The sequence below is a fragment of the Roseateles sp. 22389 genome, from assembly GCF_052044995.1.
Classification (GTDB): domain Bacteria; phylum Pseudomonadota; class Gammaproteobacteria; order Burkholderiales; family Burkholderiaceae_C; genus Roseateles.
Window position 1 is genome coordinate 110,983 of sequence record NZ_JBQEOF010000016.1, and the last position, 18,075, is coordinate 129,057.

Sequence of the window (18,075 nt, forward strand, 5' to 3'; positions counted from 1 at the left end):
GGCCCGCTACCTGGAGGCGCTGACGCAACGCCTGGGCCAGGTGCCGGACAAGCTCAAGCTGGGTTTCCTGGACGTCGCCGGGCTCAGCCTGGTGCCCGCGCAGGAGGCGCGCGCGCCGGTCGTGTTCCGGCTCTCCGACCAGGCGACGGGCGGCTCGGCGCCGGCCCGCACGCCGGTCGGGGCGCCGCCGCCGGCCGGCAGCAGCGAGCAGGTGCTGTTCGAGACCGAACGCGCCGTCGGCGTCACCGCCGGTCGCCTCGTGGAACTGGTGAGCCTGTGGCCCGGCCGCGACCAGTACATCGACCACGGCGCGGCCTACCTCGCCGGCCAGCCGGTCGAGCCCTTCGCCGCGCGGCTGCTGCGGCCGACGCCGCATGAGCTCTACCTGTCCCATCCGGTGCTGCTGGCGTTGTCGGGCCGGGTCAAGCTGTCGGTCGAGTTCGAGCTGCAGCACGACGCGACCACGCCGCTGGACATCGTCTGGGAGTACTGGGACGGCGCGACCTGGCGCGGCTTCATCGACACCAGCACCGAATGCCGCGGCTCGGCGACGAGCGACGTCGCCGATGACGAGGAGGACGGGGAGGACGACGAGGGCCTCGACGACCAGGGCGTCGACACCGTCGTCACCGATGTCGACAGCACCAACGGTCTGACGCAGAGCGGCAGTTTCCAACTGGTGACCGACTGCGCCTCCGCCGGCAAGACGACGGTGAACGGCATCGAGGGCTACTGGCTGCGCGCGCGGCTCGACGAGTCGCTGCCGCCCGATCCGGGCCAGTCGCTGCCCGAGGTCGACACGATCCGCCTGTCCAGCACCGTCAACGGCGCGCTGCGCGGGCGCATCGCGGTCGGCCAGCCGGTGGCGCCACAGACCCAGACGGGGCAGGGCACACCGGGCATCCTCGCGATCGCGGCGGAGTCGCCGGTACCGTCCGCGCCCAACAGCCTCGGCGGCATCGTCCGCAATGACGCGGGCCAGCCGGTCGAGGGCGCGGTGGTGCGGCTGACCGACCCGGCGGACCCGACGCGCGCGGCCTACACCTCGCAGCCGACCGGCAAGACCGGCGCCTACCTGATCGCCAACGTCAACTTCACGCGCGACTACCTGTTCAGCGTCGCCTTCGCCGGCATCGTCTTCACCGCGCCGCAGGCCTCGCGGCACGCGCATCCCGCGCCGTCGGCCACTCGGAGCGTCGTGGACCTGACGCTGTCGGTCACCGGCCTGGCGCCGGACAAGGCCTTCGCCGACGGCGCCGCGCTCGACGTCAGCAAGCCCTTCTATCCGCTGGGCCAGCAGCCGCAGCCGGGCTCGGCCTTCTACTTCACCAGCGAGGAGGCCTTCGGCAAGCCGCTGGCGAAGGTGCGGCTGTTCGTCGGCCGCAGCCTGTCGCCACAGGACCAGGGCGCCATCGCCGGTTCCGCCGCGCTGGCGCACCAGCTCGACTGGGAGTACTGGAACGGCCGGCTGTGGGCGCCGCTGCCGGTGAGCTCGAGCCTGGCCGGCTCGCAGCGCGACCTCGACCGCACCGAGGTCATCGACTTCACCGTGCCGATCGACATGGCGCCGGTCAGCGTCAATCAGCAGGAGGCGCGCTGGGTGCGCGTGCGCCTGCAAAGCGGCTCCTACGGCTTCAGCCGCACCGTCGGCTTCAACGCCGACGCGGCGGGCGGCGCGGTCAACACCTTCACCTACGTCGTCGCGCAGCCGCCGGTGCTGGGCGCGTTCTCGATCGGCTACACCTGGCAGTACGGGCCCTTCCACGCGGAACGCGTGCTGGCCCGCAACGATTTCCGCTTTGTCGACCGCACCGCCGAGGCGATGTGGCCCGGCACGACCTTCGCGCCGTTCGAGCGGGTCGGCGACCTGACACCGGCGCTCTACCTGGGCTTCGACAAGGCGCCGCCGGTCGACCAGCTCGGCCTGTTCGTCGACGTCGTCGAGGCGCCGGACACGCCGGCCGGTCCGGCGCTGGTCTGGGAGTACTGGAACGGCGACGCCTGGACGCGCACGCCGGCCGACGACGAGACCGGCGCGCTGCGCCGACCGGGCATCGTCAACGTGCTGGCACAGGCGGACGACGCCGAGCTGGCGCGCTTCGGCACGCCGCGCCACTGGCTGCGCGCCCGGCTGAAGGAGGACGGCCCGCCGGGCGAGCCCGTCTTCGCCGGCCTGCATGTGAACGCGGTGTGGGCGAGCGAGCGCCACACGCTTCACGACCTGCCCCTGGGCACCAGCAACGGCACGCCGGACCAGGTGTTCCTGCTGACGCAGACGCCGGTGCTGGCCGGCGAGCGCCTCGAGGTGCGCGAGCTCGGCGGCGCGCGCGCCAATGTCGAGTGGCGGATCCTGGCGATGGAACTCTGGCAGGGCGACAGCGCCGTGCTGGGCCGGCTCGAGCGGCTGCTGGCGGTCGAGTCGACCGAGCCCGGCGTGTCGCTCGGCCCGCTGCGGCTGACCCGCAACCGGCGCAAGCAGGTCACCGAGGCCTGGGTGCTGTGGGAGCGGCGCGAGCAGCTGTTCTTCTCGTCGCCGACGGACCGCCATTACGCGCTGGACGGCGCCAGCGGGCGAGTGCGTTTCGGCGACGGCGTGTCGGGCCGCGTGCCGCCGGCCGGCGCCGCGATCCTGGCGCGCCGGATGAGCGTCGGCGGTGGCTCCCGCGGCAACGTGCCGGCCCGCGCGATCGCGCAGTTGCTGGGCGTCGTGCCCGGCATCGAGGCGGTCTTCAACCCGCGCGCGGCCGAGGGCGGCGCGGACGGCGAAGCGCCGTCGGCGGTGCTGGACCGCGGACCGCGCACGGTGCGCCACCGCGGCCGTGCGCTGACGCCATCGGACTACGAGACGCTGGCGGTCGAGGCCTCGCCGGCGGTGAAGATGGTGCGCGCCATCGCCGGCCGCAGCCCCGGCGGACAGACGCTGCCGGGCTGGGTGACGGTGCTGATCGTGCCGGGCAGCCTGGACGCGCGGCCTCAACCATCGTTCGGCCTGCGCGAGCAGGTGCGCCGCCACATCGAGGCGCGCGCGCCCGCCGATCTCGCCGCGCTGCACCGCATCCATGTGACCGGCCCGACCTACCTGCCGGTCGGCGTGTCGGCCCGCATCGTGCCGCTCGATCCGAGCCAGGCCGGCGTGGTCGAGCGCGCGGTGCGCGAGACGCTCGAGCGCTTCCTGCATCCGGTCGTCGGCGGCCCGGGGGGCAGCGGCTGGGCGCTGGGGCGCGACGTGTACGTGTCGGACGTCGCGGCGGAGCTCGAACGCACGCCGGGCGTCGACTACATCGAGGCGCTCGATCTCGTCCTGGACGGCGTGCCGCAGGGCGAGTCGGTACGCGTGCCCGACGACGCGGTAGTGGCGGCCGGGACCCTGGTCCTGCGCCTGGACGAATCGGAAGCGTGACGCCATGAGCATCCCCCTGCCTCAACTCGACGATCGCCGCTGGTCGGACCTGGTCGAACAGGGCCGGGCGCTGATCCCGCTGGTCGCGCCGGCGTGGACCGACCACAACGCATCGGATCCCGGCATCACGCTGATGGAGCTGCTGGCGTCGGTGGCCGAGACGGACCTCTACCGCCTCAACCGCTTCACCGACGCGCAGAAGCGGCGCCTGCTGGCGCTGATGGACATCCGGTGCGCGCCGCCGCGGCCCGCGATGCTGGTGAGCGAGCTGCGCATCGCGGCGGGGCCGTCGCCGGTCGTGCTGCCGGCCGGCACCGAGTTCGACGGCATGCGGCTGGACGCCACCGCGGCGCCGCTGCGCACGACCGCGCCGGTCGAGGTCGTCGACGCGGTGCTGCGCGCCGTGCAGCGCAAGGACGCGGCCGGGTTCCAGAACCTGACGGCGGCCTGGTCGCGGCAAGAGCCGTTCGCCGCCTTCGGCGACGACCCGGCGGTCGGCGCGGAATGCCAGATCGGCTTCGACCGCGCGTTGCCGGCGGGGCGGTGGTCCCAGGTGTTCGTCTGCATCGAGGGCGATCAGGCGCGGTTGAGTGAGCGGGCCCGGTTGGCCGAGGAGGCGCCGATCGACGCGCCGCTCGTCCATCACGGCGCGCGCCTAGCCTGGGAGTACTTCGCCGACGACGGCGCCGCCGGCCGCTGGCTGCCGCTGGAGGTCGACGACGACACCCGCTCGTTCAGCCTCAGCGGCGCGCTGCGGCTGCGGCCGGGCGCGGCGATGAAGGCGTCCGTGCTGGGCCGCGTCGCGCAGCCGCAGTGCTGGGTGCGGGCCCGGCTGGTCGACGGCGCCTTCGATGCCGCGCCGCGCCTGCGGCGGCTGCTGCTCAATGGCGTCCAGCTGGTGCAATCGACGCCGGTCTGGACCTCCTGGCCGATCGCGCCCGGCACCGTCCTGACCGGCGGTCCGATCACGCCCGGGCAGGGCGCCGCGCTGCGCCTGACGCTGCAGCAGGGGCGGGTGGTCGCGCTGTCGGTGGACGCCTCGGGCGAGGCGCCGGTCTTCACCGTGCTCGCCTACACCGCGGCAAGCGCGACCGACCCGGGCCTGCTGGCCGTCGACGGCACGCTCGCCGGCACGGGCAGCGGCGAGCCGTCCCAGCGCCTGACGCTCGCGCAGCGGCCGGTGGTCGAGGCGTCGCTGCGGCTCTTCTCCGTCGAGGACGGCCATCCGCGCGCCTGGACCCGGGTGGACGACTTCAGCGCCTCGTCGCGCTCGGACGCCCACTTCACGCTCGATCCGACCAGCGGCGAGGTCGTCGGCGGCGATGGCGAGCGGGGTCGCGTCTTGCCGCGCGGCTGCCAGATGGTCGCGTTCCACGCGTGGACGCGGCCGGCGCCGGCGGTCGCGCGCATCGACGGGCTGGCCGACAGCCCGCGCAACCGCGTGTTCCTGCCGGACGCCGGCGCGATCGGGCGGATCGCCGCGGGTGTGCCGATCGTGCTGGAGGACGCCGCGCCGGCCGAGACGCTGGCGCATGCGTTGGGTCGCGCGATCGAGCAGCGCGAGGCCCGCCTGCGCGCGGTGACCCGCGAGGACTTCGAGGCGCTCGCGCTCGCCACGCCCGGCCTGCGCGTGGCCCGCGCCATCGCGCTGCCCAACTTCTGTCCCGGCCTGGCCTGCGTGAACGCCCCTGGCATGGTCACCGTGATCGTGCTGCCATTCCTGCCGCTCGGCCGGCCGTTCCCGAGCCGCGGCTTCCTCGACCGGGTCGCCGCGCGGCTGGAGACGCGCCGGGTCCTTGGCACGCGCGTGGTCGTGGCCGGACCGGGCTACCTGGAGGTGGCGGTCCGCGCCCGCGTCCAGGCGCTGGATGGCATCGACCGCCAGCGACTGGCCACCGAGGTGTCGGCGGCGCTGGACGGATTCTTCGACCCGGTGAGCGGCGGCCCCGACGGCGCCGGCTGGCCGCTGGGCCGCGACGTCTACCGCGCCGAGGTGATGCAGGTGATCGACCAGACGCCGGGCGTGGACCACGTGATCGCGCTCGAGCTCATCGCCGAGGGCTGCGCGCCGAGCTGCGGCAATGTCTGCCTGCGTCCGGACTGGCTGGTCGCCGCCGGCCGCCACAACATCGAGGTGGCCTGACATGTCGACGCCGTACCGCCGGGATCTCGAACGGCTGCAGTACTGGCAGGGCCAGACGCTGCGCAGCCGCGACGCGCGCGACCAGCAGCGCTTCGAGGCGCTGCGCCGCCAGCTGCACAACCGCGCGCTGCATGAGACGGGCGGGATCGCCTTCGGCCTGGTGAGCGCTGAAGTGACTGAAGACGGGACCGGCCAGGTGACCGGCATCGAGGTCGCCTGCGGGCTGGCCTACGACCGCCGCGGCCGCGAGCTGATCCTGCAGCGCGCGCGCCGCGTGCCGCTGCCCACAGAGGCCGCCTGGCTGGTGCTGCGCCTGCGCGCCACGCGCCGCGGCGGCGGGAACGGAAGCGGGACGTGCTGCGTGCCCGACGAGCCCGGCTGCGTCCTGGACGACGCGCGCCTGCTCGAGAGCGACGTGGAACTGGCCTGGGTGCCGATCGCCGCGAACGAGGCGCCGGACGGCGCGGTGCTGGCCCGCTACGACGGCGGCTTGAAGACCGACTTCCGCCCGCCCCGGGTCCGGCCGTTGGCCCGGCCGCGGCTGGCGCGCGGCGAGACGGTCGAGGGCGGCACGCCCTGGGAACCGTGGATCGTCGAGTCCCCCGACGGCCGCGGCGGCATCGTCAGCAAGGTGGTTGGCGTGCAGACGCGGGTCGACACCTCCGCCAGCGGCTTCACCGAGGTGCCGCGCTATGTGGCCAACGTGCAGGCGCGCAGCTGGAACCTGGCCAAGGCCGAGTTCGCGCCGGCCTTCTTCCCCGAGGTGGCCGATCCGGCCGTCGACGGCTTCACCTTCCGGCTGCTGATGGCCGAGATCGGGCGCCGCCGCGTCGCCGCCTGGTACGGCCAGACGCGGGTGTCGGCGATCCGGCGAGGCGCGGGCGACCAGCTCTCGATCGACCTCGACGACGCCGCCGTCTTCAAGCCGAATGACGTCATCGCGCTGCTGCGGCCGCGGGCCCGCACAGCGGTGTCGCTGACCGCGGCCGAGGGATCGACGGTGACGCTCGCCGCGCCGCTGGACGGCGTGCGCGTCGACGACAGCGTGCTGGCGCTGGGCAACCTGCCGCGCCTGGCCGAGGTGGTGACGGTGCCCGACGACAGCGCGGCGATGCTGGCCGACTACACCGCCGCGCCGGCGATCAAGAAGGGCGACGTGCTGCACCGTGACTCGGACGGCGCCGTCGCGCTGATCGACGGCGTGAGCGCCGGCCGGATGACCGTGGAGCAGCCGCCGCCGGCCTGGAAGGAAAGCGACGGGCTGCACGTGGCGCGGATGACCGACGCCATCGACATCAAGCGCGCGACGCTGTCGGCCGACGGCAAGTCGCTGCAGCTGGAGCTGAAGTCGGCGCCGCAGGGATTGGGCAAGGGCGCGCGGGCGGTGCTGCTCGACGCGGACCGGCAGCCGCTGGCGACGGCGCCCGAAGTGACGGTGAGCGACGGCGTGAAGCTCGAGCTGCAGCCGCCGCCGACGGCGGCCGAGGTGGCCACGCTGACGCGCGCCGTGCCGCTCTCCGGCGGCCTGACGATCCAGCGCCTGGTCCCGAAGGCCAGCAGCGAGGTGGGCGTCAGCGACGTCGCGCCGTTCGCCGTGGGCGACGTCGTGGCGCCGATGCGGGACCTGTCCCTGGTCGCCGTCGTGGACAAGATCGTGAAGAAGCGCAAGGCGCTGGTGCTCAGCGCCGGGCTGGGACTGGCGGTGGGCGATCGGCTGGTGGCGGCGGACTGGTGCTGCGCCACGACGATCGACGCCTTCGAGCCCAAGCGGCCGAACGAAGTGCGCGTCGGACGCCCGAGCGCCGCGCGGGTGAAGGACGTGCTGCGGCTGCGCGTGGCCGACGGCGCCGAGTCGCCGCCGCCGGCATCGGTGGCCGCGGTGACGGGCACGCTGCTGGGCCTGGGGTCGCCGCTGGTGGAAACGGCTCGCCGGCTGGACCTGCTGGCCGTCGGCCGCTTCGGCCGCGTCGCGACGGTGGTGGCGCAACAGACCGACGAGACACGGATCACGCTGGCCGAGTCCGCCGCCTTCGCCGTCGGCGACTGCGTGATGGCCTGGCCGCTCATCGGCAGCGTGACGCTGGAGAGCGCGGTGGCGCAAGTGGTGGCGATCGTCGGGGTCGACCTGGTGCTGTCCGGGTCGCCGGGGGCGTTGGCCACCGGGGACCGGCTCGCGACGGTGCACTGGCGCGACAGCGCGCGGATCACCCGCGTCGATGCCGATCCCCGGGAGCTCGATGTCGCCGACGACCTCGTCTTCGGCCCGAACGACGTCGCGGGCCTGCTGGTCCATCACGCCGATGTCTCCAACGGCGCCTACGTGCAGCAGATCGTGGGCAACACCGTCACGGTGCGGCCCACGCTGGCGCAGGGCGACGGCATCGTGGACCAGGGCTGGATCGACGGCGGGCTGGTCGGGCCGGCGGCGCTGACCTGGGACCCGGCACGGCCCATGGACTTCCCGGCCACCTGGCAACCGCTGGTGCGGATGGACTCGGCCGGCGGACTGGACGGCCGCGCGATCGCGACCTTGTACGGACTGGACCTGAACACCGGCGTCTACCAGTCGCGCGCGGCCTGGCCGTATCCGATCGACGCCGAGCTGCACCTGTACGCGGTCACGCCGGCGACCACGCCGGCCTACCGCTTCAGGCCGGAGACGCTGTCGCTGATCACCAGCTTCAACAGCGACTTCCCGGCCGCCTTCGTGACTTTCGCGCAGAAGAAACGGCTGGTGGTGCGCTGGTTCGGCTGCCAGCAGGAATTCCGGCCCGTGACCGACTGCCCCGGGCAGACACCCGGCGATCCCTGCGCCTGACCCCTGAGGAAGGAACCGGACATCATGGCCCTCATCGGTGACACCCGTTTCGCGGAGCGCAGCAGCTTCTTCAACGGCCAGCGCCTGTTCGCGTCGGACCTGCAGGAGCTGGATGACTTCAACCGCCAGATGCGCTGGCTGCACAACCAGAGCCTGCACCAGCCCGGCATCGGCGCCGGGTTCGCGACCACGGGCACCAAGGGCGCGCGCGAGGTCTCGATCCAGCCCGGCTACGCGATCGACGCCCGCGGCCGCGAGATCGTGCTGGCCGACGCGGTGGTGCAGCCGGTGCCGCCGGTGGCCGGCGACGACTTCGGCGCGCCGGTGTTCTTCGACCTGACGGTGTCCTATCCCACCGAGGCGCTGGAGGTGGCCGAGACGCGCGAGGGCGCGTGCGGCGCCATCGGCGGCGCCATCCGGCTGCGCGAGACGCCGGTGTTCTGCTGGGTGCGGCTCGGCCCGGCGCCGGACTACCTGCCCACCGACGCGAAGCTGCGCGACGCGGTCGTCAACGGCACCCAGCTGCGCCTGGCGCGGGCGCAGGTGCTCAACTGCCGGCTGGAGCAGCCGCTGTCGCTGGCGCAGCGGCGCAACGCNCAACCCTACGTGGCCAGCGGCCTGGTCGCCAAGCCGGCCTGGACGATGCCGGCGGCCGGCGCGGGCGCCTCGGGCTTCGGGCTGCAGCTGGAGGCGGTGGTTGACACCACCTCGGCCGGTTTCCGGACCATGCCCTGCTACTCGGCGCAGGTGCTGGGCCGGCGCGATTTCAGTTTCGACGTCGGCGATCGCGACGTGGTGCGCCTGGTCGACGGTTTCGTGATGCTGCTGGCGGCGGACAAGGCCGGGTTCAAGTTCTCGATGCTGGTGCCGGACTCGCTGCTGGCCAGCCTGCCGCCCGGCGCGGACGATCCCGATCCGCAGAGCGAGGACTTCCGCAAGCAGCTGCTCAAGCAGGTGCGCGACGAGTGGCGCATCGAGTGGATCGGGGTGGAGGGCTGAAGCCATGGGCGCACCGGACCTCCGACCCTTCCGTCACCTCAACGAGGACGGCCTGTGGCCGCGTTTCCATTGGCACGGCCTCGCGCGGGGCGACGATGGCGCGTTGCGGCTGGCGGCGCTGCCGGCGTTCGAGGGCGAACTGCCCGCGGCGCTGGGGACGCTCGCCGACGCGCAACCGCAGGGCGGCGTGGCCGTCGATGCCGGCGGCACCGTGTTCTTCACCGATCCCGCGGGGGGCGTGGTGTCGTGGATCGAGGGCTGCTTCGGCGCCGTCGGCCCGGTGCCGTGCCTGGGTGGACCGGGCAGCGATGCGACGCGCTTCGATGCGCCCGCGGGGCTGGCGATCGCGCCGGCGCGCGGCGCGCTGTATGTCGCCGACGCCGGCAACCACCGGGTGGAGGTCTTCGACCTCGGCAGCCTGGCGCTGGTGGAGGTGCTGGAGGGGTTCCAGCTGCCGGTGTCGCTGGCGCTGGACGAGGCGGGGCAGCTCTACGTCGCCGACCTGGGCGACGGTCGGGTCGAGTGCATCACGACGTGGGGCGACCGGGCACCTGCCTTCGGCGACGCGGTGCGGGCCAGCGGGCAGGCGGATCATCCGTGCGCGATCGTGTGGTCGGACGGACGGCTGTGGGTGCTGGACGCCCAGACGCATCAGGTCACCGCGTTCACGCCGCAGGGCGCGCCGATGGAGAGCGTTCCCACCGGCATCGAAGGCGCCATCGCGCTGGCGGTGTCCGGCGATTCGCTGTTCATCGGCGATCCGGGGCGGCGGCGGATCGCGGTCTGGTCGCGCGGTCAGGACGGGTCCTTCTTCCACGCCGGCGATGCCGCGGGCTATGAAGGGCCGGTCGCCGCGCTCGCGATCGACGGTCGCGCAAGCGCAAGTGGCGGCAGTGGCAGCGATGGCGACGGCGCGTTGTGGGTCTCGCCTGGCGGTGGCCTCGCGCCGCTGCGGCTGGCGCCGCAAGGCAGCCATGTGCCCGAAGGCTGGTTGTGGAGCGACGCGATCACCGTCGACACGCTCGATCACGTCTGGAACCGGCTGCACGCCAACATCGACCTGCCCGCGGGCTGCCACGTCACCTTCCACGTCGCGACCGGGCCTCTGGCCGCCCCGGTACCGCCGCCGTCGGCGGACGGCACATTCGCGGCGCCATGGCGCGCGGTCGGCGCCGACGTGACGGACTTCTTCATCGACCTGGACGACACCGGCCCGCAACGCGCGCTGTGGATCGGCGCGCGTTTGGCCAACGACCTGCACGGCACGCCGGTGCTGCGCCAGGCGCGCGTGGACTTCGACCAGGCCAGCTACCTGCCGGACCTGCCGGCGATCTACCGCGAGCGTCCGCCGTCGCTGTATCCGGACCGGCCCCACGACAACTTCCTGCTGCGTTACCTCAGCCTGTTCGAGAGCTTCTTCCGCGAGATCGAAGCGACGACCGGCGAGCTGCCGGCGCTGCTGGATCCGGCCGGCGCGCCGGACGAGGCGCTGGACTGGCTGGCCGGGTTCCTGGCCGTGCCGCTGTCGCAGACCCAGGACGAGGCCACGCGGCGCGCGTCGATCGCCGGCGCCTGGGCGCGCCATGCGCGGCGCGGCACCGCGGCCGGGCTGGGCGAGGCGCTGCGCGACGAGGCGGGCGTGCGCGCGGTGATCGAGGAACCGCTGCAGGCGCTGGGCTGGTGGGCGCTGCCGGCGCCGTCGAGCTCCTGCAAGCCGGGACAGGCCGGGACCTGGGCCGACGGCGGGGATTCGGTGCTCGGGTTCAACACGGTGCTGCCGGCGTCGGAGCCGCAGGGCGCGGTGCTGGGCAGCACCGCGACGCTGGACCGGTCGCGGCTGATCGCGTCCGACGCCTTCGGCACGCCGCTGTTCGAGGAGGCGGCCTACCGCTTCCTGGTGCGGCTCTATCCGCGCGACTTGCACTGCGCCGACACGCTGGCGCGGGTGCGGGAGATCGTCGAGCGAGAGAAGCCGGCGCACACGCTGTGGCAGCTGTGCGCGATCGCGCCGGGGCTGCGGGTGGGATACCAGGCGAGCCTGGGCGTGGACACCTTGCTGGGCGGCGGTCCGCCCGAGCCGGGACCGCTGGGCGAGGGCGCGCTGGTGCTGGGCGGGGAGCCGCGCGCGCGCCTGGGCGTGGACAGCCGCGTGGGTGCGCGGGCGCAACTTTGATGGCCATCAGGAGAAGGCACATGCGAGACGAATCGGTCGAATGCGAGGCGCTGCGAAGCTTTTCGCGTCCGCGCTACTTCCACGGTCAATTGCTCGACGTTCGTCATTTCGAATCCGAGCAGGCCTATTTCAAGCGCAAGCAGTGGATGCTCAACCGCCTGGTCGCCGGCTTCGGCGTGGTGTGCGGGCTGGACGTGCAACTGGGCGAGGACGACCACAGCGTGGTCGTGATGGCCGGGCTGGCGCTGGACAAGCAGGGGCGCGAGATCGTCGTGCCGTCGCGGTCCAGGCCGCTGGCGGTGCCGTCGCGCGCGGCGCCGCCGGCCGAGTCCGAGTCGGACCCCGTGCCGACCGGCGCCGCGGCCAACGCCGCCGCGGCCGCGCGGGGACAGCGCAACGGTGGCCGTAACGGCGGCCGTGATGGCGAGGGCCACTGCGACGACGACTGGATGCACCTGGTGGTCTGCTACGAGGAGTGCCGGACCGATCCGGAGCCGGTGATGGCCGGCGGCTGCGACACCGCCACGCGCTGCGCGCCGGGGGCGATCCGGGAAGGCTACTCGCTGTTGCTGCGGCCCGGCAAGGCGCCGCACATCCCGGTGGACGCCGACATCCCGGGCCTGATCAAGGGCAACAGCGTGAACTACCAGGCGCTGGCGGAATGGGTCAGCCGGCCCTGCGACTGCGACACCGGCGCGGGCTGCATCACGCTGGCCAACCTGCATCTGCCCGCGGCGGGGCAGACGCTGGAGCTGTCGGACATCGACATCGCGGTCCGGCCGATCGTCTACGGCGCCGACGTGCTGTGGGAACTGGTGCTGGCGCTCAGCCATGAGTCGCAGGCCCGGCGCGGCGGCAAGTACTGAAAGGAACGACCATGGCTTCAATGACGACAGGCTCGGGCGACTGTGGCTGCGGCGGGGGTTGCGGCGGCGGCTGCGGCGGCACGGCGACGAGCGGATCGGGCACCGGCGCGCGCGGCGGGATCGAGCGGCCGCGTTTCTTCCCCCGGCAGCTCATCACGCCCGACGACCTCACGCTGGGGCAGGACTACTTCCGCGACCGGCTGCGCCGCATGAACCGCTACCTGCACGGCTGGGGCGTGGTGTGCGGCGCACGGGTCGAGGCCAGCACGCAGGCTTGGCGCGTGGTGGTGCAGCCGGGCTACCTGCTCGGGCCGCAGGGCGACGAGATCATGATCGAGCGCGACGTGTGCTTCGACCTCCGCACCCGTTGCGTGTCGGCGGTCAGCGGCGATGCCTGCGACGACATCGCGATCGACCCGCTGTGCCCGGACCGCACCGTGTCCACGCGCGATCCCGGCGCGCCGCTGTTCGTCGCGGTGCGCTACCGGCAGGTGGCCGCGCGGCCGGTGCGGGTGCAGCCGGTGGGCTGCGGCTGCGACGACACCGGTTGCGAGTTCTCGCGTTGGCAGGACGGGTATGAGCTGTGCGTGCTCGATGCCTGCCCGGAGTCGCATGCGTCGCCGCCGTCGATGGCGCAGTTCACGGAACCGGGCGCCATCCCGGATTGCCCGCCATGCCCGACAGATCCGTGGGTGGTGCTGGCCAAGGTCACCGTGGACGAGCAAGGCAAGGTGAGCGCGCCGGACAACTGCGCCTGCCGGCGGCAGCTGCGAACGACGGGGCCGTATTGGTGGAACTGCAATGAGGGCACGCGGTCGGAGACCCAGCCCGGGTCGTCGACCGAACCGGCGCCAGGCAGAGCGGACCCCGCGCCGGCCAAGCCAGCGCCGGTCAAGTAGCCGTCGCGGCGCGCCGGAGGAGCGATGGGCCGCACGAACCACAGGGCCTCCCCGGACGCCGCCGCGCGACGCGGCGCGACCGCGACGGGCGTGACGCGCGATCGGCCCGCCGGCGCGGTCCTGCCGGTCGGGCCGTCCGGCGATGCGATGGAGCGCGAGGCGGACCGCGTCGCGGCCGCCGTGGCGGCGCGTGGCGCGACACCGGCAGGTGGCGGGGACTGGTCTGCGGCGTCGCGGACCGGGGCGCTCGAGGTCCGGCAGGCCGAGGGACTGACCATCCGGCGCGCGCCGAAGGAGGAAGCGGCCGCGGCGCCGGGAGCGACGTCGGTCCAGGCGCCGGCGCCGGCCTCGGACGCGGCGCGCGGCGGCGACCGGTCGGCGGCGCTGCTGACCGACGATCCCGCGACGGCGACGCCGGAGCAGATGCCCAAGGACGCGTTCCTCGCCCGCCTGCGCGCGCAGGTGTGCGCGGCGGTCGACGCGGCGCTGGCGGGCAGCGGCCGGGATTCGCAGGGCTGCCCCTGGATCGACCATTGGTTCGGCCACTACGAGGGCCGCAGCGCGGCGCAGGTCGAGACGGCGCTGCGCCGCTACGCGCCGGAGACCGCGGGCGCGACATCGGTGCAGGTCTACATCGCCGCCGTGGTGGCGCGCGTGCGGACGAGCGCCACCACCTTCCGCGAGACCGGCCAAGTCACCGGACTCCCGGACGACCTGCCGGACAGCCCGATGGCCGGAGGCGGCGCGCTGGCGGTCTTCGGCGGCATGTTCTTCAAGGCGCGCCCCGGCGGCGCGCGATGGGCGGATCCGGCGTCGGTCCGTGCGGGGCTGGGCAGCGGCGAGCCGATGCCGGGCCCGGTGCGGGGACGGATGGAATCCGCGCTCGGCATGGGCCTGGGCCATGTGCGCCTGCACACGGACGCGACGGCCGCGCAGGCGGCGGACAGCCTCAACGCGAAGGCCTTCACCATCGGCCGCGATGTCGCCTTCGGCTCGGGCGAGTTCCAACCGGGCACGCCGCGCGGCGACGCGCTGATCGCCCATGAACTGGCCCACGTGGCGCAGCAGGACGGCGCGCGGGCGCCGGACGCGGGCCGCGACATGGGGGAATCGCCCGGGCTGGAGGAGGAAGCCGACCGCTCGGCGCTGGGCGCGCTGTCGACGCTCTACGGCAAGGGTAGCGCCGGCCCGCCGGTGCGCCATGGCGGCCCGCCCACGCGCGGCGGGCTGCGGCTGCAGCGCTGCAAGTCCGAGTCCGAGAAGGCGCGCGAGGCGGAGATCAACCGGCTCGGCGGCCTGCAGTACGACTTCCTCGAGAAGCAGCGCAAGGAGACGGAGGACCGCAAGCGCAAGGAGGCCGAGGAGGCGGCGAAGAAGTCGGGCCTGCCGCCGCCGGTCACGCCGCCGACGGTGACCGTCGACGACATCATCAAGAGCGAGACCAAGGCCGCCGATCCGCCCAAGCCGGCCGATGCCTGGACCAAGCTGGACCCCAAGGTGCAGGACGACTGGAAGAAGCGCGCCGATGCCGCCTGGAAGAAGGTCGTGGCCAGCGTCGCCGGCACCGAGCTGGAGACGGTGATGAAGGGCAAGCGCCTGAAGTTCAACCCCAAGGACGCGCTGGAGCAGGGCTACTTCGGCGCGCAGCTCGGCGACGAGCTCGAGGTCGGCATGCAGTGGGTGGAGCTGGCCGAGAAGGACGCGAAGAACGTGTGGCCCAACGTGGCGCACGAGCTCGGCGGGCACTTCGAGTACGGCAAGGCCTACGCGACCGAGATCATGAGCGCGGCGCTGGAGCGCATGCCCGAGGCCGAGCGCAAGAAGTGGAAGACCGATCCGGTGCTGCGGCAGAAGTTCTTCGACACCTACGAGTACGCGGAGACCGAGATCTTCGCGGAGCTGCGCGAGCGTCGTTATGCGCATCCCGAGACCGGCACCGCGCCGCCCAATCCCACTGACGATCCGGACGTGGACGTGCCGCGCCAGCTCAACGTGCTGAAGAAGGCGCTGCATCCGGAGGTCGCCAAGGCCGTGGTGGCGCACCTGAAGGCACGCGTCGACGCGTCGCCCTCGCTCCTGGAACGCGACAAGAAGTTCTTCGCGGAACAGGTCAAGGCCGTGTTCGGCCCGCCCTGACATGGACGCGACCCGGGCAGCCGCGCAACCGGCGTCGGCCACCGCGCGCGTGCCGTCCCTCAAGGAGACGGTCGCGCCGGCCAACGACCCCGCCGAGCACGAGGCCGACCGCATCGCCGACGCGGTGCTGCAAGGCCGGCGATGGCCGCTCCCCGGCCAGTCCGGCTGGTCCGCCGCCACCGATCCTGCCTCTCTTGCGCCCTCTCCCGCGGGGCGGGAGAGGGCAGGGGTGAGCCTCATCCAGCGCTCCGCCAAGCCCGGCGATGGCGAGCCCGCGGCAGTCACCGCCCCGACGAGCGCCTCGCCGCTGCTGGTGCCCGACGACGCCAACGCGTCCCCCGGACAGATGCGCAAGGGCGAGTTCATGGCCGCCCTGCGCGCCGGCATCTGCGCCGCGGTCGACGCGGCGCTGGCGGGAACCGGGCGCGACTCCGAAGGCTGCCCGTGGATCGAGCACTGGCTCGGCTACTACGAGACCCGCAGCGCCGTCGACATCGAACGCGCGCTCTTGCGCTACGCCCCTGAGGCCGCCGGCGTCCCGACTGCCGCGCAGTACATCCGCGCAGTGACCGCGCGCGTCAGCCAGAGCGCGCAGCGCTGGGCCCGCACCGGCGAGGTCACCGGCCTGCCTGACGAGATGCCTGGCGCCGCGGGCGGCGGCGGGTTGCTCGCCGGCCTCGGCGCGATGTTCTTCAAGCCGCGCTCCGGCGGCGCGCACGCGGCCGACCCGGTCTCGGTGCGAGAGCAACTGGGCCGTGGCGAATCGCTCGGCGGCGGTCTGCGCGCGCGGATGGAAGGCGCCTTCGGCACCAGCTTCTCAGCCGTGCGACTGCACACCGACGGCACGGCGGCGCGCTTGTCCAACCAGCTCAATGCGCGTGCCTTCGCGATCGGCCCGCACATCGCCTTCGGCGGTGGCGAGTTCCAGCCCGGCACGCCGGCGGGCGACGCGCTGATCGCGCACGAGCTCGCGCACGTGGTGCAGCAAGGGCAGGGCGGCGAAGGCGCCCCAGGTGGCGCCCCCAGCGGCGCTCGCGAGCCCGTGGCCTCCGGCGCCACATCGACGGCGCTCGAACACGACGCCGATGCGTCCGCCGCCGGCGTGGCGGCGACGCTGTGGGACGCCGGCTCGGTGTCCGGTCTGCATCGCGAGGCCCGACCGCGCCTGCGCTCGGGTCTGAGCCTGCAGCGCTGCGCGAGCAAGCCCAAGACGGCGGTGCCCGGCGCGCAGGGCGCCCCGGCCAAGGTCAAGCTCACCCCGCTGCAGGAGCGCCAGCAATCGCTGTCCGGCGCCGGCGAGCGCCTGCGCGACGTCAGCGCCTGGGCCACGGGGCAGCAGAAGCAGCAGGGCGTGCCCGACATCAAGGGCGTGAAGGACCTGGCGCCGGCCGAGGCCGCCAAGGTGGCCGAGGCGATCGACCTGCTGACCAAGGCGAACGCGACCTTCGGCATCCAGGCGCTGGACGAGATCGGGCCGCAGCTCGACGAGGTCGTCGCCAAGACCAAGGCGGCGCGCTCGACCAGCGGCGCCACCGGCGGCGACAGCCAGGACCAGCGCCTGGCCGCCAACCAGACGCGGCTGTCGCTGAACCGCGCGATCGACGCGTCCAACGAGGTCAACACGCGGGTGACGGCCTTGAGCCAGACGCTGGACGTCGCCGCGATCAAGGAACACACCGATGCCATCGCCGCGACGCTCGACGGTCTGCAGAACGACGCGAGCGCCATCGACGACGCCTACGACGCGATCCGCAAGCATGTGCGCTCGGTCAAGGAACTGGTCCGCGACCTGAAGGCCCGGTCGTCTCAACTGCCGGCGGCGGTGGGCCGCATCCTCTTCGTGCTGCGCAGCTTCCTGGCGCTGAACGCGCCGGGCCGCGCCGTCGCGCCGACCGACGACGAGATCAAGGCCTACCTGGCCGGCACGCAGGGCAACCTGGGCCAGGACTTCAACCTGGTCTTCGGCGACGGCCGCGAGACGATGGGTTTCGACGTCTTCGTCATCTACGCGTCGGTGCTGGAGCAGCAGCTCGCGGTGCGGGCCAAGATGGCGGCGGCGCAGGTCAAGCCGGCCTCGCCGGTGCCGACGCTGGGCAATGCGGAGGACTTCTTCAAGGCGCTCAAGACCAAGGGCAACGCCGAGGTCATCGACGCCTACGACAGCTACGCCGGGGCCTACTTCTATCACCGCGTCATCGACAAGTTCGACGACATGAAGGTCAGCGGCGTGGCCGAGTTGTACACGCGGCCGCTGTCGATCTTCGGCCTGCGGCCGCTGGTCTGCACCGGTTTCGCGATGCTGGGCGCGCACCTGCTGCAGCAGGCCGGCGCGTCGCTGAAGGCCTTCCACGTGGCGGTGCGCGCCAGCGACGAGGCGATCCTCGAGAACCGGATCGACGCCGGCCATGCGCTGGCTCACCTGACGCGCAAGGGCCAGGACCTGTGGGTCACCAACGCCACCGTCGAGGCGTCCAAGGCCGATGCCGAGCGCACCGTCGGCTGGGATCCGAAGGACAAGACGCTGCGCGAGGCGACGGGATCGACGGTGCAGGGCGCCAACGCAAACCTGGAGAGGGCGCTGGGCGAGCGCGGCGACGCGATCCGCAACCGCGGCAGCGGCGGGCGGCGCAGATAGGCGGCA

Annotated in this window: 8 protein-coding genes; all 8 read left to right on the plus strand. The window is 73.5% G+C overall.

Annotated elements, in window-relative coordinates; translation table 11 throughout:
* Positions 1–2,356: 2,356 nt before the first annotated feature.
* Positions 2,357–3,400, plus strand: coding sequence for a putative baseplate assembly protein (locus tag ACTJKJ_RS20165; protein ID WP_440821572.1), 1,044 nt, complete (start codon positions 2,357–2,359; stop codon positions 3,398–3,400).
* Positions 3,401–3,404: 4 nt separating this feature from the next.
* Positions 3,405–5,543: a putative baseplate assembly protein gene (locus tag ACTJKJ_RS20170; protein ID WP_440821535.1), complete on the plus strand. Its 2,139-nt coding sequence runs from the start codon at positions 3,405–3,407 to the stop codon at positions 5,541–5,543.
* 1 nt (position 5,544) lies between these two features.
* Positions 5,545–8,361 (plus strand): hypothetical protein, encoded by a 2,817-nt coding sequence (locus ACTJKJ_RS20175; protein ID WP_440821536.1) that lies wholly within the window; start codon positions 5,545–5,547, stop codon positions 8,359–8,361.
* A gap of 1,003 nt (positions 8,362–9,364) precedes the next feature.
* A complete protein-coding gene (locus tag ACTJKJ_RS20180) occupies positions 9,365–11,533 on the plus strand; it encodes a phage tail protein (protein ID WP_440821537.1) in 2,169 nt (722 codons plus the stop codon).
* A gap of 20 nt (positions 11,534–11,553) precedes the next feature.
* Positions 11,554–12,399, plus strand: coding sequence for a hypothetical protein (locus ACTJKJ_RS20185; RefSeq protein WP_440821538.1), 846 nt, complete (start codon positions 11,554–11,556; stop codon positions 12,397–12,399).
* A gap of 11 nt (positions 12,400–12,410) precedes the next feature.
* On the plus strand, positions 12,411–13,298 hold the full coding sequence (locus ACTJKJ_RS20190; RefSeq protein WP_440821539.1) for a hypothetical protein: 888 nt from the start codon (positions 12,411–12,413) through the stop codon (positions 13,296–13,298).
* A 24-nt stretch (positions 13,299–13,322) separates the two neighbouring features.
* Entirely contained in the window at positions 13,323–15,434 is a 2,112-nt protein-coding gene (locus tag ACTJKJ_RS20195) for a DUF4157 domain-containing protein (RefSeq protein WP_440821540.1), read from the plus strand.
* A 1-nt stretch (position 15,435) separates the two neighbouring features.
* Entirely contained in the window at positions 15,436–18,069 is a 2,634-nt protein-coding gene (locus tag ACTJKJ_RS20200; protein ID WP_297382365.1) for an eCIS core domain-containing protein, read from the plus strand.
* Positions 18,070–18,075: the final 6 nt, after the last annotated feature.